At 61.2% G+C, this 23973-nt stretch carries 20 protein-coding genes; 6 read left to right on the top strand and 14 right to left on the bottom strand.

All coding sequences use genetic code 11. The features are described 5' to 3' along the window. The first annotated feature begins 75 nt into the window (after window positions 1-75). Entirely contained in the window at window positions 76-1185 is a 1110-nt protein-coding gene (locus OP494_RS07440; protein WP_280540133.1) for a L,D-transpeptidase family protein, read from the top strand. Here OP494_RS07440 and OP494_RS07435 read toward each other — a convergent pair. The 6 genes from OP494_RS07435 to topA all read right to left on the bottom strand — a co-directional run bounded on the left by OP494_RS07435 (window position 1167) and on the right by topA (window position 7325). Further along, window positions 1167-1781, bottom strand: a complete 615-nt coding sequence (locus OP494_RS07435) for a L,D-transpeptidase (RefSeq protein ID WP_280540132.1) — start codon at window positions 1779-1781, stop codon at window positions 1167-1169. The genes OP494_RS07440 and OP494_RS07435 overlap by 19 nt on opposite strands. A 180-nt stretch (window positions 1782-1961) precedes the next feature. Then, window positions 1962-2225 carry an Lpp/OprI family alanine-zipper lipoprotein gene (locus OP494_RS07430; RefSeq protein ID WP_178998162.1) on the bottom strand — a complete coding sequence of 88 codons (264 nt, stop codon included), beginning with the start codon at window positions 2223-2225 and terminating at the stop codon, window positions 1962-1964. A 379-nt stretch (window positions 2226-2604) separates the two neighbouring features. After that, on the bottom strand, window positions 2605-3717 hold the full coding sequence (locus OP494_RS07425; protein ID WP_280540131.1) for a cobalamin-independent methionine synthase II family protein: 1113 nt from the start codon (window positions 3715-3717) through the stop codon (window positions 2605-2607). A 177-nt stretch (window positions 3718-3894) separates the two neighbouring features. Beyond that, window positions 3895-4134, bottom strand: coding sequence for a hypothetical protein (locus OP494_RS07420; protein WP_280540130.1), 240 nt, complete (start codon window positions 4132-4134; stop codon window positions 3895-3897). 99 nt (window positions 4135-4233) lie between these two features. Further along, window positions 4234-4695: a DUF6586 family protein gene (locus OP494_RS07415; RefSeq protein ID WP_280540129.1), complete on the bottom strand. Its 462-nt coding sequence runs from the start codon at window positions 4693-4695 to the stop codon at window positions 4234-4236. Continuing rightward, the gene (gene topA, locus OP494_RS07410) at window positions 4692-7325 is read right to left on the bottom strand and encodes a type I DNA topoisomerase (protein WP_280540128.1); all 2634 of its coding nucleotides are present in this window, start codon (window positions 7323-7325) and stop codon (window positions 4692-4694) included. The genes OP494_RS07415 and topA overlap by 4 nt, the downstream gene beginning before the upstream one ends. A 432-nt stretch (window positions 7326-7757) precedes the next feature. Between topA and pyk the strand changes: the two genes are divergently transcribed. Both pyk and OP494_RS07400 read left to right on the top strand, forming a co-directional pair. Further along, window positions 7758-9227: a pyruvate kinase gene (pyk, locus tag OP494_RS07405; RefSeq protein WP_280540127.1), complete on the top strand. Its 1470-nt coding sequence runs from the start codon at window positions 7758-7760 to the stop codon at window positions 9225-9227. 159 nt (window positions 9228-9386) lie between these two features. Next, window positions 9387-11597, top strand: a complete 2211-nt coding sequence (locus tag OP494_RS07400) for a DUF3141 domain-containing protein (protein WP_280540126.1) — start codon at window positions 9387-9389, stop codon at window positions 11595-11597. Window positions 11598-11609: 12 nt separating this feature from the next. On the opposite strand, the gene oadA is transcribed toward OP494_RS07400, so the two are convergent. Further along, window positions 11610-13424: a sodium-extruding oxaloacetate decarboxylase subunit alpha gene (oadA, locus tag OP494_RS07395; RefSeq protein ID WP_280540125.1), complete on the bottom strand. Its 1815-nt coding sequence runs from the start codon at window positions 13422-13424 to the stop codon at window positions 11610-11612. Window positions 13425-13437: 13 nt separating this feature from the next. Continuing rightward, window positions 13438-14853 (bottom strand): acetyl-CoA carboxylase biotin carboxylase subunit, encoded by a 1416-nt coding sequence (locus OP494_RS07390; RefSeq protein WP_280540124.1) that lies wholly within the window; start codon window positions 14851-14853, stop codon window positions 13438-13440. Window positions 14854-15029: 176 nt separating this feature from the next. Between OP494_RS07390 and OP494_RS07385 the strand changes: the two genes are divergently transcribed. The 3 genes from OP494_RS07385 to lipA all read left to right on the top strand — a co-directional run bounded on the left by OP494_RS07385 (window position 15030) and on the right by lipA (window position 18435). Then, window positions 15030-16004, top strand: a complete 975-nt coding sequence (locus tag OP494_RS07385; RefSeq protein WP_178998154.1) for a LysR family transcriptional regulator — start codon at window positions 15030-15032, stop codon at window positions 16002-16004. Between the two features lie 88 nt (window positions 16005-16092). Next, window positions 16093-17115 carry a zinc-binding alcohol dehydrogenase family protein gene (locus tag OP494_RS07380; RefSeq protein ID WP_280540123.1) on the top strand — a complete coding sequence of 341 codons (1023 nt, stop codon included), beginning with the start codon at window positions 16093-16095 and terminating at the stop codon, window positions 17113-17115. A 267-nt stretch (window positions 17116-17382) separates the two neighbouring features. Next, entirely contained in the window at window positions 17383-18435 is a 1053-nt protein-coding gene (lipA, locus tag OP494_RS07375) for a lipoyl synthase (protein ID WP_280540122.1), read from the top strand. A gap of 139 nt (window positions 18436-18574) precedes the next feature. Here lipA and lipB read toward each other — a convergent pair whose 3' ends face one another. The 6 genes from lipB to rodA all read right to left on the bottom strand — a co-directional run bounded on the left by lipB (window position 18575) and on the right by rodA (window position 23968). After that, entirely contained in the window at window positions 18575-19237 is a 663-nt protein-coding gene (gene lipB / locus OP494_RS07370) for a lipoyl(octanoyl) transferase LipB (RefSeq protein WP_280540121.1), read from the bottom strand. After that, window positions 19238-19534 (bottom strand): DUF493 domain-containing protein, encoded by a 297-nt coding sequence (locus OP494_RS07365; protein ID WP_280540120.1) that lies wholly within the window; start codon window positions 19532-19534, stop codon window positions 19238-19240. 117 nt (window positions 19535-19651) lie between these two features. After that, window positions 19652-20830, bottom strand: coding sequence for a D-alanyl-D-alanine carboxypeptidase family protein (locus OP494_RS07360; RefSeq protein WP_280540119.1), 1179 nt, complete (start codon window positions 20828-20830; stop codon window positions 19652-19654). A 48-nt stretch (window positions 20831-20878) separates the two neighbouring features. Next, window positions 20879-21784 (bottom strand): septal ring lytic transglycosylase RlpA family protein, encoded by a 906-nt coding sequence (locus tag OP494_RS07355; RefSeq protein ID WP_280540118.1) that lies wholly within the window; start codon window positions 21782-21784, stop codon window positions 20879-20881. Next, window positions 21781-22815, bottom strand: a complete 1035-nt coding sequence (mltB, locus tag OP494_RS07350; protein ID WP_280540117.1) for a lytic murein transglycosylase B — start codon at window positions 22813-22815, stop codon at window positions 21781-21783. The genes OP494_RS07355 and mltB overlap by 4 nt, the downstream gene beginning before the upstream one ends. 55 nt (window positions 22816-22870) lie before the next feature. Next, window positions 22871-23968, bottom strand: coding sequence for a rod shape-determining protein RodA (gene rodA, locus OP494_RS07345; RefSeq protein WP_280540246.1), 1098 nt, complete (start codon window positions 23966-23968; stop codon window positions 22871-22873). Window positions 23969-23973: the final 5 nt, after the last annotated feature.

Genomic DNA, 23973 nt, shown 5'->3' with positions numbered 1-23973 from the left:
TCGGCATGAAAATACGCCAGAATGCAGGTGACCGTGGCGTCCGCCACTTGCCTGAACGAAAAAGAGTCCATATCCATGCCGGTTACTTCCCGTGGCCTATCGCCTTTCCTGCTGGCCCCGTTGCTCTCTCTGTCCACGATGGCGCTTGCCGATTCCGCCCCGGGCCCCGTCATCGACCCTGAGGCAATCAGCTTGCCGCAAACCCAAGAGGCGCCCCACGATCAGCGTGTCACGCGTTTCGAGATCGACGAGGACAGCAACATCGTCGGCGAAGCACGCGTCGTCGAAGCCGAAAAGGAAGACACGCTGCTCGATATCGGTCGCTACTATGGGATCGGCTACGAGGAAATGCGCCGCGCCAATCCTGGCGTCAGTGTCTGGTATCCCGGCGAAGGCACCGAAGTCACTGTTCCCACGCGTTTCATTCTGCCCGATGCCGACCATGAAGGCGTTGTGGTCAACATTCCCGAAATGCGCCTCTATTACTATCCCGAGCACAAAGAGGGAGAACCGGCCCAGGTAGAGACCTACGCCATTAGCGTCGGCCGCATGGACTGGTCGACGCCGCTGGGAGAGACACGGATCACCGAAAAGCAGAAAAACCCGCCCTGGTATCCGCCCCAGTCAATCATCCAAGAGCACGCCGAGGACGGCCGAGAACTCCCCGACGTGGTGCCGCCCGGCCCCGACAACCCGCTGGGCAAGTACAAGATGCGCCTGGGCATTCCCGGCTACTTGATCCATGGCACCAACCGCCCGCAGGGTGTCGGCATGCGCGTGACGCATGGCTGCATTCGCATGTTCCCGGAGGACGTGGAGCATCTCTTCGGCAAGCTCCCGGTGGGTACTCAGGTGAACCTGGTCAGCGAACCGACCAAGTTCGGCTGGCGCGACGACACGCTCTACGTACAGTCTTTCCCTCTGCTCGAGGAAGACCGTCGGTCGCCGGTGCTCAAGCGTGTGCTCGACGCCGATGAAGCGCTCGTTGCCACCTTGAAACGCCACGATATCGACACCGATATCGATCACCGGCGCCTAGCGGACGCAGTGTTGATTCCCGATGGCGCGGCAGTAGCACTGAACGTCGAGCCAGAAGAAAAGGCGCCGCGCGAACCGCTGCCCGGCAGCCTGTACGACGCCTTGCCGACACCGCCACATCTGCTCTATCAATCCATCGAGATCTGAGTACTCGCCTGCGGCTTGTCGCGCAGCGAATCGATCGGTGCATCGTCGTCTCCCCGAATCACGACGCGTGTACCGATCGAGACCAGGCGAGTCAGCTCTTCGATCTGATCGTTGGTGACGGCTACACACCCTTCCGTCCAGTTAAAGCGCCGGTGAATATCGGGATCGCTGCTGCCCAAGCCGTGAATGCCAATATAGCCGCCCAGCACCGTATCCTGCGGCGGCGCCCCGTCACGGTAATAGGCATCCTGGAAATCGGCGTACTCGGTCGGAGACATCAATCCGGCCCGCATCGCCTCGCGTGCGGTATCGAGTTTGGGATAATCCAGTCCCAGGAAGGTATTGAACTTGCTGTCGCGATTGATACGGTTGATATGAAATTCGCCGGTAGGCGTCATCCTGCTACCTTGCTGGCGCACGCGCGCCGTTCCACCCCGACCCAACGCCACCGGCTCGAAACGCTCAATGCGTGTATCGCCGCGATAGATATCCAGCGTGGAAGCATTGTCGTCGATCAGTAGCCAAACCTCGTCATCGGCGTTCGCTAACGCGCATGACCCACTCCAAACCGCTAACGCCAAAACACTCAAGGTCATTACCAAAGCACGCGCCCATCGCCTCATGTTTCACTCCGAATGATCGTGACAAGGCGCTAGCGTACACCGAAAGCCCCCGGGGGCGTCATCCCCGTCGGCTGCAAACGAAAAGGGCCCCACCAATGGCGGGGCCCTTTTCTGGGCCAGACGTCGAAACGCTAGCCCCATACTGCCTACGCATTACTTGCGCATGGACTTCTCGAACATACGGTCCATCTCGGCACGGTTGCGCTGAGTCGCTTCGAGAGCGGCATTCGCATCGCGCTGAGCTTTCTGGGCAGCATTCATTGCCTGCTGAGACATGCTCTTGGCTTCAGACGCATCAGCCTGCGCCTGATCGATATCGCTCCTCATCTGTTCCTGGCCAGAGGCACAACCTGCCAACACGGCCAGAGAGCCAGCGGCAACCAGAAGCTTGAGCGTATTCTTGCTGTTGGACAACATCTGCGTTCTCCTTGAAAACCTTTCTGTGTGTGGTGATGAAGCCCTGATACATCAGGTCCCTCATGTACCGCCCACAGGATAATACGAATACCGCTAATATCGCCAATATCAATTGCCTGAGAAACGGTAAATTTTCCCGCGCCGCCCATGATCAAGGGGCCCAGAGCTCCCCATTCGTCGCCGAATGGACACACCACCGACGCCGATAAGCGTCATAATTACCGTTGTAGAAGCGATGACTTACCGCTACATGGCAGGATGAATCAGCGATTAACGCTCCATCAGCATCGTCTTCATTGATATGCAACGAAGCCCCACCCAATAAAACGCCCTCACATGCGAGCATGTGAGGGCGACTAACAGACAGGCGCGGCAGAACTCAGTCTTGCCAGACGGCCTTGGCGATATCCACGACATGGCGCAGCTTGTCCCACTGCTGCGTCTCGCTGAGTAAATTGCCTTCCTCGGTCGAGGCAAAGCCGCACTGCGGGCTCAAGCAAAGTTGGGAGAGCGGCGTGTAGCGCGACGCTTCGGCAATCCGGGCGCTCACCGTATCGGCGGGCTCGAGATCGCCGGTCTTGCTGGTGATCAGCCCCAGGACAGCCTGTTTGTGCCCTTCGGGCAGGAAGCGCAGTGGCTCGAAACCGCCCGCGCGCTCGGTGTCGTATTCGAGGAAATACGCATCGACATCGACGCGCCCCAGCAGTGTCTCGGCCACTGGCTCGTAACCGCCCTCGCTGATCCATGTCGAGCGGAAGTTGCCACGGCACACGTGCAGGCTGACATGCAGATCGTCGGGACGATCTGCCAGCGCGTGGTTCAGCACCTCAGCATAGATGTGTTGCAGACGATCGGCGTCCTCGCCACGCTCACGCGCCGCCGCCAGCTCCTTCTCGGAGCACAGATACGCCCACACCGTGTCATCGAGCTGAAGATAACGACAGCCCGCCGCATAGAAATGCTTGATCACGTCACGGTAGGTGTCGGCCAGGTCAGCGAAGAAGGTATCCAAGGAGGGATAGACGCTACTGTCGATATTGCGGCGACCGCCACGGAAGTGCAGCACACTGGGGCTCGGCAACGTCATCTTCGGCGTCGCTTTGTCGACCGTGTCCGCCAGGAAACGGAAGTGCCCGAGCATCGGGTGCTCGGGATCGAAACCCAGTTTGTCGGTCACGCGCACGCTGCGCGCCTGCGTCTGACGCCCCTGAAACTGGATCCCTTGATCCGAGCTATAGCCTTCTACGCCCTTGAGGCCTTCGAGAAAATCGAAATGCCACCAGGCGCGGCGGAACTCGCCATCGGTGACCGCCTTGAGGCCCAGCGCTTCCTGCTTGGCGACGACACGTCGAATCTCGGCGTCTTCGACATCGCGCAATGCCTCATAGTCGGTTTCCCCGGCTTTGAAACGGTGTCTCGCCTGCTTGAGTTCGTCGCTACGCAACAGGCTACCCACGGTGTCGGCACGAAATGGAGGCTGATACTGGCTCATAGCGTTTCTCGACTCTCGGCTCGAAGATTAGGGTGCTCACTTTGCCGTGCCACAGCGGCCATGACCACTGCATATCCTTCAAGTCATCATGAAGGAAATTCATGATGGCGCTCGGCGCCTTAACGGCAGTCGGACATCATGACACCAACACTAGCATCGAACCTCAAGCAAGGCGCATCAATGCACCGTTTCCGGGGCCTCTTGCGACTCTTCTTCATTGCCTTCCCACAGGCGCGTGCGCGTGATCGCATGGTCGATCATCTGACGCGCCACCTCGAAGCGGCTCTGACGCAATAGATCCAGCGCCTCCTCCGAGAAGCGAATGCTTACCAATGGCTCGCCGTCGGCTTCGGAAGGCCGGAGCACGACTTCGCCATCGGCAAGCTCGACGATTTCCAGAATCGCGGTATCGGACACGCTATATTCTCCCGTTTGTCCCAATAAAAAACGACCAAGGCAAACGCCATGGTCGTTTCTTTTCGTTGCCGACAAGGATACCACCGCATGCATGCGGCGTCACCACTCCTCGCTGGTCTCGCGCAGTTGGTCAAGCTGAGCCTTGAACGCCGCGATACATGCGTCGAGCTCATCGGACAAGGCCATGCCCGAGGCGCTGGCGATCATGCCCGAACCGCCGGCACGACGACGCGAGGCGCCCTCGACGTCATGCAAAGACTCGAGACGCGCCAGCAATCGATCCAGCCAGCTGTCCTCACGTCGCGCCAGCTCGCGCAACTGCACGACACCCGCTAGAGCCGGGCCCTGATCGGCCAGCAGTTCGCGCCAATCGTGGCGCGAAAGCTGCGCATGCTCGGTCAGCTCACGCAGCGCCGCGTTGAGTGCCAGCTCCAGCGTGGCCAAGGCGCCTTCTTCATGCGCCATGCGCCGGGCATCGGTATGCTCGTCGTCGGTCCAGGCGGTATCCAATAACAGCTGAGCATGATAGAGCAGCTGGTTGGTACGACCTCTCGGCGTCATTTGCGCTTATCCTCGATTCGCCACTTTCCGTCTTCGAACTCGGCCCGCCAACCGCTGGCCTTGCCGTCGCGCTCACTCATCACGTACTGGCTTTTGGTCTTGCGCGAGAAACGAATCTGCGCGTCACGCCCCTCAGGATCTTCCCCTGGCGCGTCGAGCAGGAAGTGATACTTCTCGGGTAGCTCGTCGCGATGCGCCTTGAGTTCCTTGACCAGCGGGGGACGCGTTTCGCGGTTCTTGGGAAATTGACTCGCTGCCAGAAACAAGCCGCTGGCGCCATCGCGCAAGACGTAATGATCCTCTACCTTCTGGCAGGCCAGCTCAGGCATGGGGATCGGGTCCATCTTGGGGGGGGCGACTTCGCCGCTCTTGAGCAGTTTGCGAGTATTCTTGCAGTTTTCGTTGGTACAACCGAAGTACTTGCCAAACCGCCCGGACTTGAGCTGCATCTCGCTACCGCACTTGTCGCATTCGATGACCGGGCCATCGTAGCCCTTGATACGAAACTTGCCCTGCTCGATTTCATACCCGCTGCAATCGGGACTATTGCCGCAGATATGCAGCTTACGTGTTTCATCGATCAGGTAGCTATCCATCGCCGTGCCACATTCCGGGCAACGGTGCTTGGCCCGCAAGGCCTCGGTTTCGGCCTCCTCATCGGCATCCGAGGCCACCGCTTCGTCACCGGCGATAAGATCGATGGTCGTCTTGCAACGCTCCTTGGGCGGCAGGTTATATCCCGAGCACCCCAGGAAGACACCGGTCGATGCCGTGCGGATCTGCATCTTGCGGCCACAAGTGGGGCAGTCGATGTCCGTCGGCACCGGCTGATTCGGCCGCATGCCCTCTTCAGCCTCGGCATGCTCGAGCTTGGTCTTGAACTCCGCGTAGAAGGCGTCCAGCAACTCACGCCATTCCCGGTTACCAGTGGCGACTTCGTCGAGATGATCTTCCATGCGCGCGGTGAAGCCGTAATCCATCAGGTCGCTGAACGATTCAGCCAGCCGGTCGGTGACGATATCGCCCAGCTTTTCGGCATAGAAACGACGGCTTTCAAGCTTGACGTAACCGCGATCCTGGATCGTGGAAATGATCGAAGCATAGGTGGAAGGCCGTCCGATCCCCCGCTTTTCGAGCTCCTTGACCAAGCTCGCCTCGGTATAACGCGCCGTCGGCTTAGTAAAATGCTGCTGAGGATCGAGGGCCTGCAGGGTCATCGACTGCCCTTCCTCGAGATTCGGCAGCGCCTGGTCCTCTTCCTTCTTGCCCGCCGGCTTCATCACCCGCGTGTAACCGTCGAACTTGAGCACTCGGCCACGCGCTTTGAGCTCGAACTCTTCGGCCTCGACGGTAAGCGTCGTCGCCAGGTATTCCGCCGGTACCATCTGACAGGCCACGAACTGGCGCCAGATCAACTCGTAAAGACGCTGGGCGTCGCGCTCCACCGCAAGCTCGTCGCCGTTTTGTGCCACCTCGGTGGGGCGAATCGCCTCGTGCGCTTCCTGCGCCCCTTCCTTGCTGGCATAACGGTTAGGCGATTCGGGCAGGTACGCTTGGCCGAAACGCTCGTCGATATAGGCTCGGGCACTCTCCACCGCGTCTTGCGACAGGTTGGTGGAGTCGGTACGCATATAGGTGATGTAACCCGCCTCATAGAGACGCTGCGCCAAGGTCATGGTCTTCTTCACCGAGAACCCGAGGCGTCCACTGGCGGCCTGCTGCAGGGTCGAGGTAATGAACGGGGCGTTCGGCTTGGAGCGTGTCGGCTTGGTTTCACGATCGGTGATCGCCAGCGCCGCCTCACGCAGCGGCGCGATGCGCTCTAGCGTTTCCTGTTCGGAGGTGGGACGAAACGCCTGGCCTTTATGACGTGCCACCTCGAAGCGAACCGGCGTCGTATCACCCTTCTCAGGCACGAGATCGGCGTGGACATCCCAGAACTCTTCGGGAACGAAGGCGCGAATCTCACGCTCGCGCTCGACGATCAAGCGTACCGCCACCGACTGCACCCGGCCCGCCGACAGTCCCCGCGCTATCTTGCTCCACAGCAACGGCGACAGCATGAAGCCTACGACACGGTCCAGGAAACGCCGTGCCTGCTGCGCCTCGACGCGTGACAGGTCCAACTCGCCGGGCGTCTTGAACGCCTCCTGAATGGCATTCTTGGTGATCTCATTGAAGACCACGCGACGATAGCGGGACGCATCGCCGCCAATGGTTTCTTGCAGGTGCCAGGCGATGGCTTCCCCTTCGCGGTCCAAGTCGGTCGCGAGATAGACGGCATCGGCCTTCTCGGCGTGCTTCTTGAGCTCGGCGACGACTTTTTCCTTGCCCGGCAGTATCTCGTAGTTGGCGTCCCAGCCATGTTCGGGGTCGATCCCCATGCGCCGCACCAACTGGGTCCACTGCTTATGCTTTTTATAGGTGGCTTTTTCATCGGGCGACATCTTGCGTGTCGCCGCCGCCTGGCGGGCTCGCTCCTTGGGATCGGTGGCGTTCTTGCCGCTGCCACTTGTCGGCAAGTCACGGATGTGCCCGACACTCGACTTCACCACAAAATCGTTGCCGAGATACTTGTTGATCGTCTTGGCCTTGGCCGGCGACTCCACGATGACCAGTGACTTGCCCATAACGCTCCGCTCGAATGGCCGACGCGCCCTAGCATGGCGCCGGCAGTGATATCATGACCGGGAACCGCCCGGCGAAAAATGCGCCTACCCTACCTTAGCGCCTCGTTGCGCGCCAGTCCGTCGCGACGCAGCCTTTAGCGTCAGGTCCATGGCGCCCTGCGCATCACTGACTTGAAAAACACTAGTCGCGACGCCTGGCCATCGGCAAGCAAAACCCAACGCCTGATAGGCACACTGGCCAGTCCGTGACACTGGCAAGCCTCTCGCGTGTCATCCAACCTATGAAGCATGTCCGTCATGTGAAAGTGGTACGCTGCCGCTCACAGACCTATGGGCATCGCACCTATCGAGACGATGAGGCACAATGTAGTAAAATAACGACATGGCTCGCACGTAGCCGCCATTACCTTTCATGAGGCCAAGGAGAATTCCATGCAGAATGCGTTTCACGGTCCGATTCGCCGCACCAAGATCGTCGCGACTCTGGGTCCTGCCAGTGACCGCGAAGGTGTCCTCGAAGACATGATCGCCGCAGGCGTCGACGTGGTACGACTCAACTTCTCCCACGGTTCCGCAGACGATCACCGCCGCCGACTGAAGGCGGTACGCGAAGCTGCCGCCCGCGTCGGCCGGACCGTCGCCGCGCTGGGCGACCTGCAGGGCCCCAAAATCCGCATCGCACGCTTCCAGGAAGGTGCCGTCACCCTCGAACAGAACCAGCCCTTCGTCATCGACGTTTCCCTTGAACGCGATGCTGGCGGCGCGACACAAGTGGGTTGCGATTACAAAGACCTGGCCGATGATGTTATCCCCGGCGATGTTCTGCTGCTCGATGACGGTCGCCTTGAGCTCGAGGTCGAACGCGTAGAGGCACCGGCTATCCATACCCGGGTCAAGGTCGGCGGCAAGCTTTCCAACAACAAGGGCATCAACAAACAAGGCGGCGGCCTTTCCGCCTCGGCGTTGACCGACAAGGATCGCGAGGACCTCAAGACGGCCATCGATATCGGCGTCGACTATCTCGCCGTGTCCTTCCCCCGTCACGGCGATGACATGCGCCTAGCACGCGACCTTCTCGGCGAAGCGGGAAATGACATCGGCCTGGTCGCCAAGGTCGAGCGCGCCGAAGCGGTAGCCGACGACGACACCCTGGACGATATCATCCGTGCCAGTGAGGCGGTCATGGTCGCGCGTGGCGACCTGGGTGTCGAGATCGGCGATGCCCAGTTGATCGGTGTGCAAAAGCGCATCATCCAGCATGCCCGTAGCCTTAACAAAGTGGTGATCACCGCGACGCAGATGATGGAGTCGATGATCGAGTCGCCGCTGCCGACCCGCGCCGAAGTGTTTGACGTCGCCAATGCCGTGCTCGATGGCACCGATGCGGTGATGCTGTCCGCCGAGACCGCCGCGGGCGACTACCCCGTGGAAACCATCAAGGCCATGGAACGCTTGTGCCTAGGGGCAGAGCGCGAACGCGCCGCACAGCAGTCGCAGCACCGCATTCACGAAGGCTTTACCCGGGTCGATGAGACCGTGGCGCTGTCGGCGATGTATGCCGCCAACCATCTGGCTGGCGTATCCGCTATCGTCTGCATGACCGCCACCGGTTACACGCCGCTGATCGCCTCGCGCATTCGTTCGGGTTTGCCGATCGTTGCCTTGGCGCACACGGAAGTCGCGCAACGTCGCATGGCGCTGTATCGCGGGGTCGTCTCGCTACCCTTCGACACGCTAAGCCTCGCGCCCACCGAGTTCAATCGCCACGCGGTCGATAACCTCATCTCGTTGGGCATCGTCAAACAGGGAGATCACGTCATTCTTACCCGTGGCGACCATATGAATGCGCATGGCGGCACCAACACCATGAAGATCATTCAAGTAGGCGATGACATTGACTGAGCAACGCCCCCGCCGGCAAGCCACGCGCACCTTGCCACCGTAAAACACTACGACGCATGCCACGTATTGGCGGCATGCGTCGATTTCACATGCCAGACACGCGTTTTCGGGTTACGCTCAATATTGCAGTGCAGCAATTCGTGACCAGGAGCGCCCCTCATGTTTCCCATGCACGCCGCTTGGCTGGAAGCCGCCAGCCCCATTCTCGATCCCTTCGGTCTGATTCGTGCCACGCAGGACTACTGGCAGGATACCTTCGAGCGTAGTGTGCTCTACTGGGATGTCATGCGTCAGCGTGGCAACCAGTATCTCGAGCACATGGAGCAGACCAAGCCCAACGTGCTGGGGTTCGAGGCCGAGGTGCTCGTGGATGGCCGCAACTTGCCACGCCCGGTCAACTACGAATTGATGCGCATCTTGCCCCCGTCCGGGGTAACGATCGACCCGCTCAAGCGCCCTTTCGTCATCGTCGACCCGCGTGCCGGCCATGGTCCCGGCATTGGTGGCTTCAAGCCCGATAGCGAGATTGGCGTCGCCATGCGCGCCGGCCACCCGTGTTACTTCATTGGCTTTCTACCGTTCCCGGTTCCGGGACAACACGTCGAAGATGTCGTCGATGCCGAGATCGCCTTCATGCGCGAGGTCGCAGCGCGTCATGCCGAGGCCAATGAAAAACCTGTAGTGATCGGCAACTGCCAGGCGGGCTGGCAATTGATGATGGCCGCTGCCCTGGAACCGGACGCCTTCGGACCGATTCTCGTCGCCGGCGCACCGCTGTCCTACTGGGCCGGCGAGCGCGGCCGCTATCCCATGCGCTATAGCGGGGGCCTGCTCGGCGGTAGCTGGTTGACCGCCTTGGCCGGTGACCTGGGCGCAGGACTGTTCGACGGGGCCTGGCTGGTGCAGAACTTCGAACGCCTCAACCCGGCGAATACGCTATGGAGCAAGCAATATCGGCTTTACGCCAACGTCGATGACGAAAGCGAGCGCTATCTGCAATTCGAGCGCTGGTGGGGCGGGCATATCGTGCTCAATGCCGAGGAAATACAGTACATCGTCGACAACCTCTTCATTGGCAATCGCTTGAGCACTGCCCAACTGATCACCCGCGACGGGCGACGCATCGACCTACGCAACGTCCGCTCGCCCATCGTGGTGTTCTGCTCGCAAGGCGACAACATTACGCCACCGCCCCAGGCGCTGGGCTGGGTATCCGATCTCTACGATGGCGTGGACGACATCGTCGCCAACGAGCAGACCATCGTCTACTGCGTTCACGACTCGACCGGGCATCTGGGGATTTTCGTCTCGGGCAGCATCTCGCGCCGCGAACATGCCGAATTCACCGCCAACATGGACTATATCGACGTCCTGCCGCCCGGTTTGTACGAAACCGCCATCACGCCACGCGATGCGACACAGGATGCCACCGATGGCGACTATCTGCTCGAATTCCGCCCACGCGGCGTCGACGACCTGCAACCGCTGGTGCAGCGTCGCGATGACGACGAGCGCCGCTTCGCCACCGTGGCGCGTCTGTCTGAGAGCGGGCTAGCGCTGTATCAACAATACACACAGCCGTGGATACAAGCCGTCATGACACCCGAAGCGGGGCGCTGGATGCGTCGATTGCACCCCATTCGACTGGGCTACAAGCTGCTGTCCGATCGCAACCCTCTGATGTCCACCGTGCCGGTGCTGGCCGAGCGTATTCGTCGTCAGCGCCAACCGCTTTCGCCGGACAACCCTCTGGCGCAATGGGAGCGCAGCGTGGCTACTCGTATCGAGGAAAACCTCGAGGCCTATGGCGAATGGCGCGACCGCATCAGTGAGACGCTATTCATGAACGTCTATGGCCAACCCTGGCTACAGGCGCTCGCCGGTATTGGCCCGGATACGGCACGTATGCGTCCCCACCCCGGACGTGCCCCGGAGCATCAACACTTCCTGCGTACACGGCGCGCCGCCTTGCGGGAACGCATCGCCAGTGGTGGCGCGCGCGAAGCGGTGGTGCGGGCCTTGATCTACGTTCTGGGCGGGGCGCCGGCCACCGATGAGCGCAATTTCCAGCGCCTCAAGGCCACGCGCGAGGAACTCGGCAAGAGCCTGGACCTTCAACAGTTCAAGATGCTGGTCCGCGAGCAGTTCTTCATCCTCAAGCTCGACGTGCGCGCGGCACTCAAGGCGCTGCCCACACTCATCGCGCGCAGCGATGCCACAGAAGTCGACGCCTACTTGGCACACATCACCCACATCCTCGACGCCAGCGGGCCGCAAAGCGAGCATGTGCAGAAACGCCTGGAGCACGTTCGCGCTCTGTTCGAGCAAGCCAGGCCCGCAGCACCGAATCACGACGCGCCACGGGCATGAGCAACGTTACCGTCAGGTGATCTCGATCAACACCTCGCCTGGCGTCACACGGTCGCCCTTGGCGACGTGGACCGCCTCGACGGTACCCGAGACCCGTGCCTGAACCTCGGTTTCCATCTTCATCGCCTCGGTGATCAAGACCGCCTGGCCTTCCTCGACGCGATCGCCCTTGGCCACCAGCACATCGACGATATTGCCAGGCATGGAGGTCGTGACATGACCAGGCTGCGAGGCACGTGCCCGACCCGAAGTCTCGCCGCCAACGAAGGCGTCCTTGGCCTCGAAGACGACCTCTTCCGGCATACCGTCGAGCGTCAGATAAACCTGACGCTTGCCGCCGCTGTTACCGCCCACACCGGTAATCTGCACCTCGTAGGACTCGCCGTGCACGTCGATGACGAACTCGGTCGGCACGCCTTCGGTCACCGGCCGGTTGGCATCCCCCGCATCGGGCGCGGGGATTGGCTCAGGGACCAATGACCCGTCGCGCCGCCCCTGCAGGTAATCGCGTCCCAACTCAGGGAACATGGCGTAGGTCAGCACGTCTTCCTCACCCTCGGCCAATTCGCCGATGTCCTTCGTCAAGCGCACCATCTCGGGATTCAGCCGATCGGCGGGGCGTCCTTCTTCCACCGGGGAGTTGCCGATGGCCTGACGGCGCACGTCGTCGTCCACCGGCGCTGGCGGATGCCCATAACCGCCCTGGAGATAGCGCTTCACCTCGTTGGTAATGGTCTTGTAGCGCTCCCCAGTGAGCACGTTCATCACTGCCTGGGTGCCGACAATCTGCGAGGTCGGCGTCACCAGCGGCGGATAGCCGAGATCGGCACGCACGCGAGGGATCTCGTTGAACACGTCGCGGATCTTGGACAGCGCGTTCTGCTCCTTGAGCTGATTGGCGAGGTTGGACATCATGCCACCCGGGACCTGATTGATCTGTACCGAGACGTCCTCACGGGTGAACTCGCTCTCGAAGGCGGCATACTTCTGGCGCACGCCCCGGAAGTAGTCACCGATCTCCTTGAGCGCTTCGAGATCCAAGCCGCTGTCGTATTCGGTGCCCTGAAAGGCAGCGACCATGGCTTCCGTCGACGGATGGCTGGTACCGCCGGCAAACGCTGAGATGCAGGTATCGATATGCCGGCACCCCGCTTCCACGGCTTTGAGATGGCACAGCGGGGCCAGCCCCGAGGTGGCGTGGGCATGCAGATGAACCGGCACGTCTACGGCCTCGACCAGGGCGGCCACCAGCTCGCCCGTGGCATACGGCGTCAGCAGCCCCGCCATGTCCTTGATGGCAATCGAGTCGGCGCCCATGTCGACCAGGCGCTTGGCTTGGTCGACATACATCGCCAGGGTGTGCACCGGGCTCACCGTATAGCAAATCGTCCCCTGGGCGTGCTTGCCACTGGCCTTGACCGCGCGCATGGCGGTTTCCAGATTGCGCAGATCATTGAGCGCATCGAAGACACGAAACACATCGACGCCGTTATCTGCCGACTTGGCGACGAAGCGCTCGACGACGTCATCGGCATAATGGCGATATCCCAGCAGGTTCTGGCCGCGCAGCAGCATTTGCAGCGGGGTGTTGGGCATGGCGTCCTTGAAGGCGCGCAGGCGCTCCCACGGGTCTTCCTTAAGAAAGCGCACACAGGCATCGAAGGTCGCCCCGCCCCAGACTTCCAGCGAGTGATAACCGATGGCGTCCAGCTTGGCGCAGGCAGGCAGCATGTCTTCCGTGCGTAGGCGCGTGGCGATCAGCGATTGATGGCCGTCACGCAACACGACGTCGGTGATATTGACTTGGGAAGATGATACGGCATTCATGATGGGTATCTCCTTATAGACCGGCGTGGGCGGCGATGGCGGCGGCAATTGCCAGAGCGACTTCCTCGGGATTGCGCTTGACCGAATAATTGAGCAGTTCGGGGTGGCTGGGCACGAAGCCGGTATCGAAGTGCCCGCTGCGGAAATCGGGGTGGCGGAGAATTTCCTGGTAGTAAGGCGCGGTCGTCTTGACCCCTTGCAGACGCATGTCGTTGAGAGCGCGAATCCCGCGGTCGAGCGTCTCCTCCCAACTCATGCCCCACACGATCAGCTTCAGGCACATGGAGTCGAAATACGGCGGAATGGTGTAGCCGGTGTATATCGCAGTATCGGTGCGCACTCCTGGCCCACCCGGAGCGTAGTAGCGCGTGATGCGTCCGAACGACGGCAGGAAATCGTTCTTGGGATCTTCGGCGTTGATGCGGAACTGGATGGCATAGCCATGGTGGCGTATGTCCTCCTGGCGGTAGGCGAGCTTTAGCCCCGCGGCGATGCGCAGTTGCTCGCGCACGATATCCACCCCGGTGATCGCTTCTGAAATGGTGTGCTCGACCTGCACGCGAGTATTCATCTCCATGAAGTAGACCTCGTTACCCTTGACGAGGAACTCCACGGTGCCGGCGTTTTCATAGCCCACCGCACTGGCAGCGCGTACCGCCATTTCGCCGACGTAGGCACGTTGCTCAGGCGTTAGCTGAGGGCTCGGCGCGATTTCGATGAGCTTCTGGTTGCGGCGCTGGATCGAACAGTCCCGCTCGAAGAGATGGATCACGTTGCCGACGCTGTCCGCCAGGATCTGCACTTCGATGTGATGCGGCTCGACGACGCATTTCTCCATGAACACATCGGCACTGCCGAACGCCTTGGTCGCTTCGGAGATCACCCGCTCCCAGGCTTGCTCGAGCTGCGCCGGCGTATCACAACGGCGAATGCCGCGCCCACCACCGCCCGAGGTCGCCTTGAGCATTACCGGATAGCCGATGGTCTCGGCCAGAGACAAGGCCTCGGCACAGGTTTCGAGGTTGCCGTCCGAGCCCGGCGTCACGGGCACGCCGGCGTCACGCATCGCCGCACGCGCCGCCGTCTTGTCACCCATCCGCGCGATCACCTCGGCGCTTGGTCCAACGAAGGCTATTCCGGCGTCTTCGCAGATGCGCGCGAAGTCGGCATTTTCCGAGAGAAAGCCGTAGCCGGGGTGAATGGCGTCACAGCCGGTCTCTCGAGCCAGGTCGACGATACGCCGCGGGTCGAGATATCCCGCCAGCGGGTCCTCGCCGACGAAATGCGCTTCATCGGCGCGCTTGACGTGCAGCGCGAAGCGATCGGGCTCGGTGTAGATCGCCACCGAGCGGATGCCCATCTCAGCGCAGGCGCGTACAATGCGTACAGCAATTTCGCCACGATTGGCGATGAGAAGTTTCTTGAACACCGTCTGCCCTCCGGTTGTGGACGTCGCGTTGACACAGCGTGTCATCGTGGCGCCCTCTGGGTCGCTGAGTGCTTGTCGTTATCGTACTCTCACGCTACCCACCGAAGGATCAATAGAAAAATTGATATTTTTTTGCCAAGCTATAAGTAATAGCTTATGACCACGCCGGGGGCGTCATGTCACGACCCAATCTGCTCAATCGTCTGACCTTTCGCCAGTTGCAGGTTTTCCAGGCCGTGCACCGGCAGCAGTCCTATTCGCGTGCGGCCGAACAACTGGGCCTCACACAGCCCGCCGTCAGCGCACAGATCCGCCAACTCGAGCAGGCGCTCGAGCAGCCACTCTTCAAGTACGCGGGCAAGACGCTGCACGTGCTGCCGGCCGCCGATGCGCTGGCCGCCTCGGTACAGTCGATCTTCGGTCAGGTTTCCAGCCTGCAGATGGAACTTTCCGAATTGGCAGGGACCATACGCGGCGAGCTCAACCTCGCCGCCGTCAGCACCGCGCAGTATGTCGTGCCGCACATCCTGGCCCGCTTTCGCGCCCGCTACCCAGAGGTGCAGGTGCGCCTGCGCGTCTGCAATCGCGGCCAGGCGCTGGAGCGTCTCGCCGAGCGCCGCGACGACCTGGTGATCATGGGCATGGTGCCCGAGGATGCCAATCTCGCCTTCATGCCGATCCTCGACAATGAAATGATTCCCGTGGTGTGGCCTGGGCATCCGCTGTTGACGGCCGACTCACCCACACTCGAAGACTTCACGCGCTATTACGTGCTGATGCGCGAACCCGGTTCAGGGACGCGCACCGCGTTCGAGGACTTCGTCGCCCGTGAGCGGGTATCGCTGCGCCATACCTTGGAACTTGGCACCAACGAGGCGATCAAGCAGGGGGTCATGGCGCATCTCGGGGTCGCCGTGCTGCCGCGCCTGGCGGTCCAGCTCGAGCTCGCTTCGGGGCTTCTAGCGTCACCGACGCTACCCGGCTTCCCGCTGCGTCGGTCCTGGTGTACCGTGCACCCCAAGGATCGCTACCCTACGCCCGTGACCGAGCTCTTCCTGCGCTTCGTCCGCGAACTGTTACCCGAGTTGAATGCGCACTTCAAGGCGCCACTGGTCCCCGCGCCTGGTCCCAGCTTCGCCTGCACCCCCTGAATCAGCCACGCTTGACTTGACTCCCACCTGAACGACCCTCATCTAGGGGACAGCGTCATCACGTTTCGCCTTTTAGAGGGAGTCAGTCATGCAAGTAGTCGCCACCACCGGTCAGCCTCAAGCGGCGCCCTTGGACGCTTTCGAGGTCCACGAACGCGAGATGCCCACCCCCGGCGAATGGGATCTTCTGGTGCGCGTCGAGGCGGTGTCGGTCAACCCGGTGGATACCAAGATTCGCCAGGGTGCCTTCCTGCCCAGCGATCAGCATAACGTCCTCGGCTGGGATGCCGTGGGCCGGGTGGAGCGCGTCGGTGCCAGCGTCGAGCATTTCGCCCCGGGAGATCGCGTGTACTATGCCGGCGAGGTCGAACGCCCCGGCTGCAACGCCGAATATCAACTCGTCGATGCGCGCCTGACTGCCAAGGCACCGAGCAAATTAAGCGCCGAGGAAGCGGCCGCCATGCCATTGACGGCACTCACCGCTTGGGAAGCCCTGTTCGACAAACTCAAGCTCTCGCAAGGCGACGATACGCACCGCGACCAGACCCTGCTGATCATCAATGGCGCGGGCGGTGTCGGCTCGATCGCAACGCAAATGGCCCGCCAGCTCACGGGCATCAAGGTCATCGCCACGGCGTCGCGCGATCTGTCCATCGAATGGTGCCGACGCATGGGTGCGCATGAGGTCGTCGATCACCACGATCTGGTGGCGAACATGCAACACGCCGGTCACGAGCAGGTCGACTACATCTTCAATTGCCACGATATCGGCGACCACTGGGAGAATATGACCACGCTCATTCGTCCCTTGGGCCACATCGTGGCCATCGCCGAGACCCAGAAGACCGTCGATCTCAACGCCCTGCAAGGCAAGGCGGTAACCTTCAGTTGGGAGTTCATGTTCGCGCGGCCGTTGCACGGCACCGACATCGCTCACCAGGGCAGCATCCTGGCCAAGCTGGCCGAGCATTTCGATGCCGGTCATCTGCGCAGCACACTCAGCGATATCGTCGGCCCGTTGACCCCAGCCAATCTCGGGGAAGCCCATCGCCGCCTCGAGACCGGTCATACCACGGGTAAGCTGGTGTTGAGTGCCATGCCAGAGGCGTGACATTCATCACGGACTCGCCCCTGCACAAGACGACACGCGCCCGGCATCGGCCGGGCGTGGCATCGCGTGCGGCCGGGCGCCGTCCTTGACACTCACGCGCCGTGGCCAGCCTGTCCAGCACTACGCCTTTTGTGGTATGTTGGGCGCATCAATTCACGCATCATCAGACGTGCCAGGCCCCCCGGAAACGTCGACCGACGCCCTTCCCCTCCTTCTGTGGTAGCGTCGCCTCGGCGCCGTCGGCCGGCTTGCAGAGAGGCTCACGCTATGAGCGACACTCCTACCCAACGCGTCACCAGCGGCAAGAAATACCGCAACGACCAGGGCATCGCCGCCATCAAGGATGGCATGAAGTCACGCGAGCAATCCGCAGGCGATGGCGTCGGCGGCCGCAAGCCCTCATGGTTACGCGTCCAGATGCCCGGCGGCGAACGCTTCGAGGCGGTCAAGCGCAACGTTAAGGAGCACCGGCTCAGTACCGTCTGTGCCGAGTCCCACTGTCCGAACATGGGTGAGTGCTGGAGCAACGGCACTGCCACCATCATGCTGATGGGGTCGGTATGCACCCGGGCCTGTCGCTTCTGCGCTGTCGACACCGGCAACCCACGCGGCTGGCTGGACCCCGAGGAACCGGCGAACACTGCCGAATCGGTGGAGCTGATGGGGCTACGCTACGTGGTACTGACCTCGGTGGACCGCGACGACCTACCCGATGCGGGCGCTAGCCACTACGCCGACTGCATTCGCGCGATCAAGGCACGCACCCCCCAGGTGGCGGTAGAAGCCCTGACGCCAGACTTCGACGGGATCCCCAGCGCCGTCGAGCGAGTCGTCGATTCCGGCCTGGAAGTATTCGCCCAAAACGTCGAAACCGTGGAGCGCCTGACCGGGCGTGTACGCGATCCGCGTGCCGGTTACCGCAAGACCCTCGATGTGCTGGCGCATGCCAAGCGCCACCGCCCCGAGGTCATCACCAAGACCAGCATCATGCTGGGGCTTGGCGAAACCGAAGAAGAGATCCTCGAGACCTTCGATGACCTTCGCGCCATCGGCGTCGACATCGTGACACTGGGTCAGTACCTGCAACCGACCCGTAACCACCTTCCGGTGGAACGCTGGGTGACGCCGGACGAATTCGAGCATTATCGCCAGCAGGGCTTGGCAAAAGGCTTCATGGAAGTGCCGTCGGGGCCGTTGGTGCGCTCCAGCTATCGTGCCGACCGGGTGTTCGAGAAGAACAACCTGGGGCTGGCAGAGCCCGCTGAGGTGCCCGGTCAATCGACCGACCCGGACCGCATTGCGGTCGTCAACGTCGGCTGACGGCCGCGCTTTTCAAGCCTCAGTGGCCCAAGACAAACGGCCCGCCGTGGACTCAGTCCACGGCGGGCCGTTTTCATTGAGACGCGCCGACCGATGTTGAAGGACGCTGAACGACGGCGCGATCAGGCAACTATGGCCATTAGACGTGCGCGGAGGCAACCGGCACGAGCGTTCGTTCCAGCGTTCGCGCCAGACGCTCGGCCAGCTCGACAGCGACCGTGTCGCTATCCGGACAGTCGTCGATCAGGTCGGCAAGCCGTGTCATGGTCATGCCGGCATAGCCACAGGGATTGATGCGCTGGAAGGGAGATAAGTCGCCATCGACGTTGAGCGCGACGCCATGAAAGCTGGCACCGCGTCGAATACGCAAACCGAGCGAGGCAATCTTGGCCTCGCCGACATAGACACCCGGCGCGTCAGGGCGCGCATGCGCCTCCACGCCATACTCGCCTAGCAAAGCGATCACCGTGTTCTCGAGCGCCGATACCAACTCCCGTACGCCCAGTTTGGCACGACGTACGTCGATCAGCGGATAAAGCACGACCTGGCCCGGCCCATGATAGGTCACCTGCCCGCCACGATCGGTGGCGACGACCGGAATATCGCCGGGCATGAGCAGATGCTCGGGCTTGCCGGCCTGCCCCTGCGTGAACACTGCTTCGTGCTCGACCAACCAGAATTGATCCGGCGTTGTGGCATCACGCTCGTCGGTAAGCTTGCGCATGGCCTGCCACACCGGCTCATAAGCGCGACGTCCTAGGCGGTGCAACTGCACCGGCGGGCGCTCTTCGCTGATCGCCACCTACAGCACCATATGCACACGACCCGTCGCCTTCAGCGAATGGAACAGTGCATTGAGCTGGTCTTGACCGGTGGCGTGAATCACGACGCGCACGGATTGAAAGCGGCCATTGCGACTATCGACCATGCGCACGCTGCGACGATCGAAGCCAGGCGAGTGTTGCTCGACGATATCCACCACGGTGACCTTGAAGTCCGGTGCCGCGTCACCGACGATCTTGATGGGATACTGACAGGGGAACTCGATCTTGGGCGCATCTGGCGATGCACCCTGCTCGGTTGGTGAAGTCTGTTGCATGGAGAACGGCCTCACATGGGCTCGGCATGATATTTCCGAGTATTCTACTCAACCTTATCGTATCGACCAAGGGCGAAGCTTTCAAAACACTTCGCCCTCGAGCCGAACCACAATGAATCAGTCGAAGAATCCATTCACGAACTGCAGGACGCTGTCCCAAAGGCGCTTGAAGAAACCACCCTCGGCGACCGACTCCAGCGCCACCAGGGGACGCTCGTCGAGCACTTCACCGTCCAGCTTGATCTTCAACGTGCCGAGCTGATCTCCCTTCTCGACCGGCGCATCGATGGTTTTCTTGATATCGAGCTGGGCGTTCAATTCGTCACTATGTCCCCGCGGCACGGTCAAGTACACGTCATTCGCCACGCCCAGACGCAGTTCGTCCTTCTCACCCCCCCAGATACGCGGCTTGTTGAGCACGGCACCAGCTTCGTAGAGACGCTGTGTCTCGAAGAAGCGGAACCCATAGCTCAACAGCTTCTGGGTTTCTTGGGCCCGAGCCTCGTCGGAATCGGTCCCCATCACCACGGCCACCAGGCGTGTATCGTCCTTCTTGGCAGATGCCACCAGGCAGTAGCCCGCCGCCTCGGTATGCCCTGTCTTCAAGCCATCGACGCTGGGATCGCGCCACAACAGACGGTTACGGTTGGGCTGACGGATATCGTTCCAGGTGAAGTACTTCTCCGAATACACCTCGTAGTGATCGGGGTAGTCCTTGATGATGTGTTGCGCAATGATCGCCAGATCGTGAGCCGAGGAGTAGTGATCGTCGTGCGGCAGGCCGGTGGGATTCATGAAATGCGTATGCTGTAGGTTCATACGCGAGGCTTGCTGATTCATGAGATCGGCAAAGGCGTCCTCACTGCCCGCAATATGCTCGGATAGCGCAACGCTGGCATCGTTGCCCGACTGAATCACGACCCCTCTGAGCAAGTTGTCGACGCTTACCTTGCTCCCCGGGTTGAGGAACATCCGCGAGCCACCGGTGCGCCACGCATTCTCGCTAATCGTCACCTCGTCGTCGGCATCGATATTCTCGGCATCGATTTCACGCTCGACGATATAGGCGGTCATCATCTTGGTCAGACTGGCCGGCGGCAGCTCCTTGTCGGCATTATGTTCGACTAGGATCTTGCCACTATCGGCGTCCATCAGCACCCAGGAAGACGCCGCCAGATTCGGCGCCGACGGTACCATCGACGACGGCACTGGCGAGGGCTCGGGAGGATCCTCGGCTTGCGCTACAGGGGTGAGACCACCGACACCTAACGTGACCAATAAAATAATGCGTAACAATGACGATCGGGCAAACACTCTCATGACAACTTTTCTCGCTAAGCGGGGTTACTCGGTAGCGGAAACGACAAACGACTGATCAAAACCCGCCGCTTGTAATTCCGCTTTGATGGAATCGATATGCGACGCATCATGCACAGGCCCTACCTGAACACGATACACGGATGCCTCTTCCCTTACGCGTACCGGACGCGATACTTGTCCTTGCAAGCGCTTTTCCAGCGTCTTGGCCCTGGCCGCGGAACTCAGTGCCGCGACCTGAACATATTGTCCCGTGCCACCCTGGCGCTCGGTGACAGGATCTTGCTGAGGCGCCTCAACGGTCGAGGCTTCATCCACTGCTCCCTGCGCCGGCACGCCCGAGGATGCCTTGGCCACCTCCCCTGGGGATGCTGACTCGGTGGAACGCTCATGCTGCTCGGCCCATTGCTCGGGGTCAATGGCTTCCACGCGCACATGTCCTGTTCCGTGTCCCAGGATGTCCAAGCGTGCCGCAGCGGCATACGACAGATCGATCAGCCGATCGCCATGAAACGGGCCACGATCGTTGACGCGTACGATGACACTGCGCCGATTATCGAGATTGGTCACGCGGACATACGTCGGCAGCGGTAATGTGCGATGCGCCGCCGACATCTTGTACATGTCGTAGGCTTCCCCGCTCGCGGTGTCGTAGCCCTGGAATTTGGTGCCATACCAGGACGCATCGCCTTCTTCCACATAGCCGTTGGGATCGGACATCACATGATAGGTCTTGCCCCACACTTCATAGGTGGAACGATTGCCGCTCTTGGCAAGCGGCTCGTCCTTGGGCACCGCATCGGGAACATCCGTCACATCGGGCGGCGCGTCCGGATAAGCATCGTTTTGCTGCGCATAACGACCGCCGCCGTCACTGGCACACCCTGCCACCAACAGCATCAACATACACACAAGCACACCGCTGACCCTCATGCATCATCCTTGTCGAGCGCTGCCTGGATACCTGCCGCGAGCTCGGTGACGGCCATCGCATACAGGTAACTGTGGTTATAACGCGTGATCACGTAAAAATTTTCATGTCCCAGCGCGTAGCGGTAACCCCCCGACTCGAGTGCCAGAGACAGCGGAATGACACGCGACGCGTCGAACTCACCGCGCGGATGGATACCGGCATCGGCAAGAGGCGCCAATCTCGCGTAAGGCGCACGCGTGCGGTTGAAGTCGATCGCTTGCGGAGGTGTCTTGGGGCCATCGGCGGGCGTCACGACCGGCGCCCCTCGACGCCACCCATGCTCGGCGAAGTAATTGCCCACGCTGCCGATCGCATCCACGGGATCGTCCCACAGATCGCGCCGCCCATCGTCATCGAAGTCGATGGCATAAGCGCGGTAACTGGTCGGGATGAATTGCGGATAGCCCATGGCGCCGGCATAGGAGCCTTTGGGGGCTTCCGGCGAAATCCCCTGATCCAGGGTGATCTCGAGAAACGCCGCCAATTCGCCACGAAAGAACTCGCCGCGCGACGGGTGATGAAAAGCCAACGTCGCGAGCGAATCGAGCACACGATGCTCGCCCTTGTACTGGCCATAGCGCGTCTCGACACCGATGATCGCGGCAATGTAGGCGGGCGGCACGCCGTATTCGCGTTCGGCACGTGCGAAGGCGTCACGGTGCTCGCGAATGAACGCCACGCCTTCTTGAATACGCTTGGGCTGCACGAAGATGTCGCGATATTCGTGCCAACTCAAGCGACGCTCCGCCGCCCCTTGCATGGCGTCCAGCACTTCCTGGCGAAATCGGGCGTGACGCAAGGCCTGAGTCACGTCATCGCGAGAAATGCCGCCCCTCGACACGTCATCGACCCATGCGCGGATATCAGCATGCGAGGCCGGATCGAATTCCTCGGCCGCATGCGCCGACGGAAACAGGACCAACCCGCACAGCAACAACGCCGCCGGGGAGAGCCCTCGCCAATGGGACCGCGCATTATTCCACTTCATCACGCTCTTACTCCTTGGCCCTGGGCTGTCGTCGCTTCCTTTCCGTGTCTCGCCCTACCTAGCGAGGCAACAACCGTCGATGGGTATGAACGGACATGAGGATACCGAAACCGATCAGCAAGGTCACGCTGGACGTGCCGCCAAAACTGACCAGTGGAAGCGGCACGCCGACAACGGGCAAAATGCCGCTGACCATGCCGATATTGACGAACACATAGATGAAAAATGTCAGCACGATGCTGCCCCCGACCAGACGCCCGAAGGTATCCTGGGCGGTATTGGCGAGAAACAACCCACGCCCCACGATGAGCACGTAGAGGGCCAGGAAGACCAGCATCCCGATCAATCCCCACTCCTCCCCCAGTACGGCGCCGATGAAGTCGGTATGGCGCTCGGGAAGAAATTCCAGCTGAGATTGAGTACCCAAGCCCCACCCCTTACCGAAGACGCCGCCACTGCCGATGGCCGTTTTCGACTGGATGATATTCCAACCCGCCCCCAGCGGATCGCTTTCAGGATTGAGGAAGGTCAATACACGCTGGCGTTGGTATTCGTGCATATTGAACCAGAGCAGGGGCAAGGCGGATGCAAGCAGCACCGCCAGCAAGCCGATTACCCGCCATGACAGGCCCGCGAGAAAGATGACGAACACCGCCGCACATGCCACCAGCAAGGATGTCCCCAGATCAGGCTGACGCATGATTAGCATCACCGGTACACCGATGATCAAGGCACAGATAAGCAAGTCGCGCATGCTCGGCGGTAGCGATCTCTTATAAAGGTACGCCGCCACCATCATGGGCACCGCCAGCTTCATCAACTCGGATGGCTGAAAGCGGATTATTCCGGGGATTTCCAGCCAGCGCTGCGCCCCCATCCCCATATCGCCCATCACCTCCACCGCCACGAGCATGGCTACCCCTATGAAGTAGCCGAGGGGGGTCCAACGGCACAACGTACTTGGCGAAAACTGGGCGATCACGAACATGGCCAGCAAGGCCACACCGAAACGCGACGCCTGTCCCAGCGTGACGGCGAGACTCATGCCACTGGCACTGTACAAGACGACCAGTCCCGCTCCCATCAGACTCAGCAGCAGCAAAAGCAGCCAAGGGTCGAGATGCAGGCGTGACCAGAGGGAACGCTTGCGCCCCATGCCAT

The sequence above is a fragment of the Chromohalobacter sp. 11-W genome (assembly GCF_029889905.1).
Lineage (GTDB): Bacteria > Pseudomonadota > Gammaproteobacteria > Pseudomonadales > Halomonadaceae > Chromohalobacter.
This window is presented reverse-complemented; position numbering and strand designations above follow the sequence as displayed.

Excerpts from the sequence above, each read along its gene's own strand:
- OP494_RS07425 (WP_280540131.1), bottom strand. The coding sequence starts at position 3,717 with ATGAGCCAGTATCAGCCTCCATTTCGTGCCGACACCGTGGGTAGCCTG.
- OP494_RS07355 (WP_280540118.1), bottom strand. The coding sequence starts at position 21,784 with ATGAGGGTCAGCGGTGTGCTTGTGTGTATGTTGATGCTGTTGGTGGCA.
- topA (WP_280540128.1), bottom strand. The coding sequence starts at position 7,325 with ATGGGCAAGTCACTGGTCATCGTGGAGTCGCCGGCCAAGGCCAAGACG.
- OP494_RS07380 (WP_280540123.1), top strand. The coding sequence starts at position 16,093 with ATGCAAGTAGTCGCCACCACCGGTCAGCCTCAAGCGGCGCCCTTGGAC.
- OP494_RS07400 (WP_280540126.1), top strand. The coding sequence starts at position 9,387 with ATGTTTCCCATGCACGCCGCTTGGCTGGAAGCCGCCAGCCCCATTCTC.
- OP494_RS07435 (WP_280540132.1), bottom strand. The coding sequence starts at position 1,781 with ATGACCTTGAGTGTTTTGGCGTTAGCGGTTTGGAGTGGGTCATGCGCG.
- pyk (WP_280540127.1), top strand. The coding sequence starts at position 7,758 with ATGCAGAATGCGTTTCACGGTCCGATTCGCCGCACCAAGATCGTCGCG.
- OP494_RS07365 (WP_280540120.1), bottom strand. The coding sequence starts at position 19,534 with ATGCAACAGACTTCACCAACCGAGCAGGGTGCATCGCCAGATGCGCCC.
- oadA (WP_280540125.1), bottom strand. The coding sequence starts at position 13,424 with ATGAATGCCGTATCATCTTCCCAAGTCAATATCACCGACGTCGTGTTG.
- OP494_RS07415 (WP_280540129.1), bottom strand. The coding sequence starts at position 4,695 with ATGACGCCGAGAGGTCGTACCAACCAGCTGCTCTATCATGCTCAGCTG.
- OP494_RS07385 (WP_178998154.1), top strand. The coding sequence starts at position 15,030 with ATGTCACGACCCAATCTGCTCAATCGTCTGACCTTTCGCCAGTTGCAG.
- lipA (WP_280540122.1), top strand. The coding sequence starts at position 17,383 with ATGAGCGACACTCCTACCCAACGCGTCACCAGCGGCAAGAAATACCGC.
- OP494_RS07430 (WP_178998162.1), bottom strand. The coding sequence starts at position 2,225 with ATGTTGTCCAACAGCAAGAATACGCTCAAGCTTCTGGTTGCCGCTGGC.
- OP494_RS07440 (WP_280540133.1), top strand. The coding sequence starts at position 76 with ATGCCGGTTACTTCCCGTGGCCTATCGCCTTTCCTGCTGGCCCCGTTG.
- rodA (WP_280540246.1), bottom strand. The coding sequence starts at position 23,968 with ATGGGGCGCAAGCGTTCCCTCTGGTCACGCCTGCATCTCGACCCTTGG.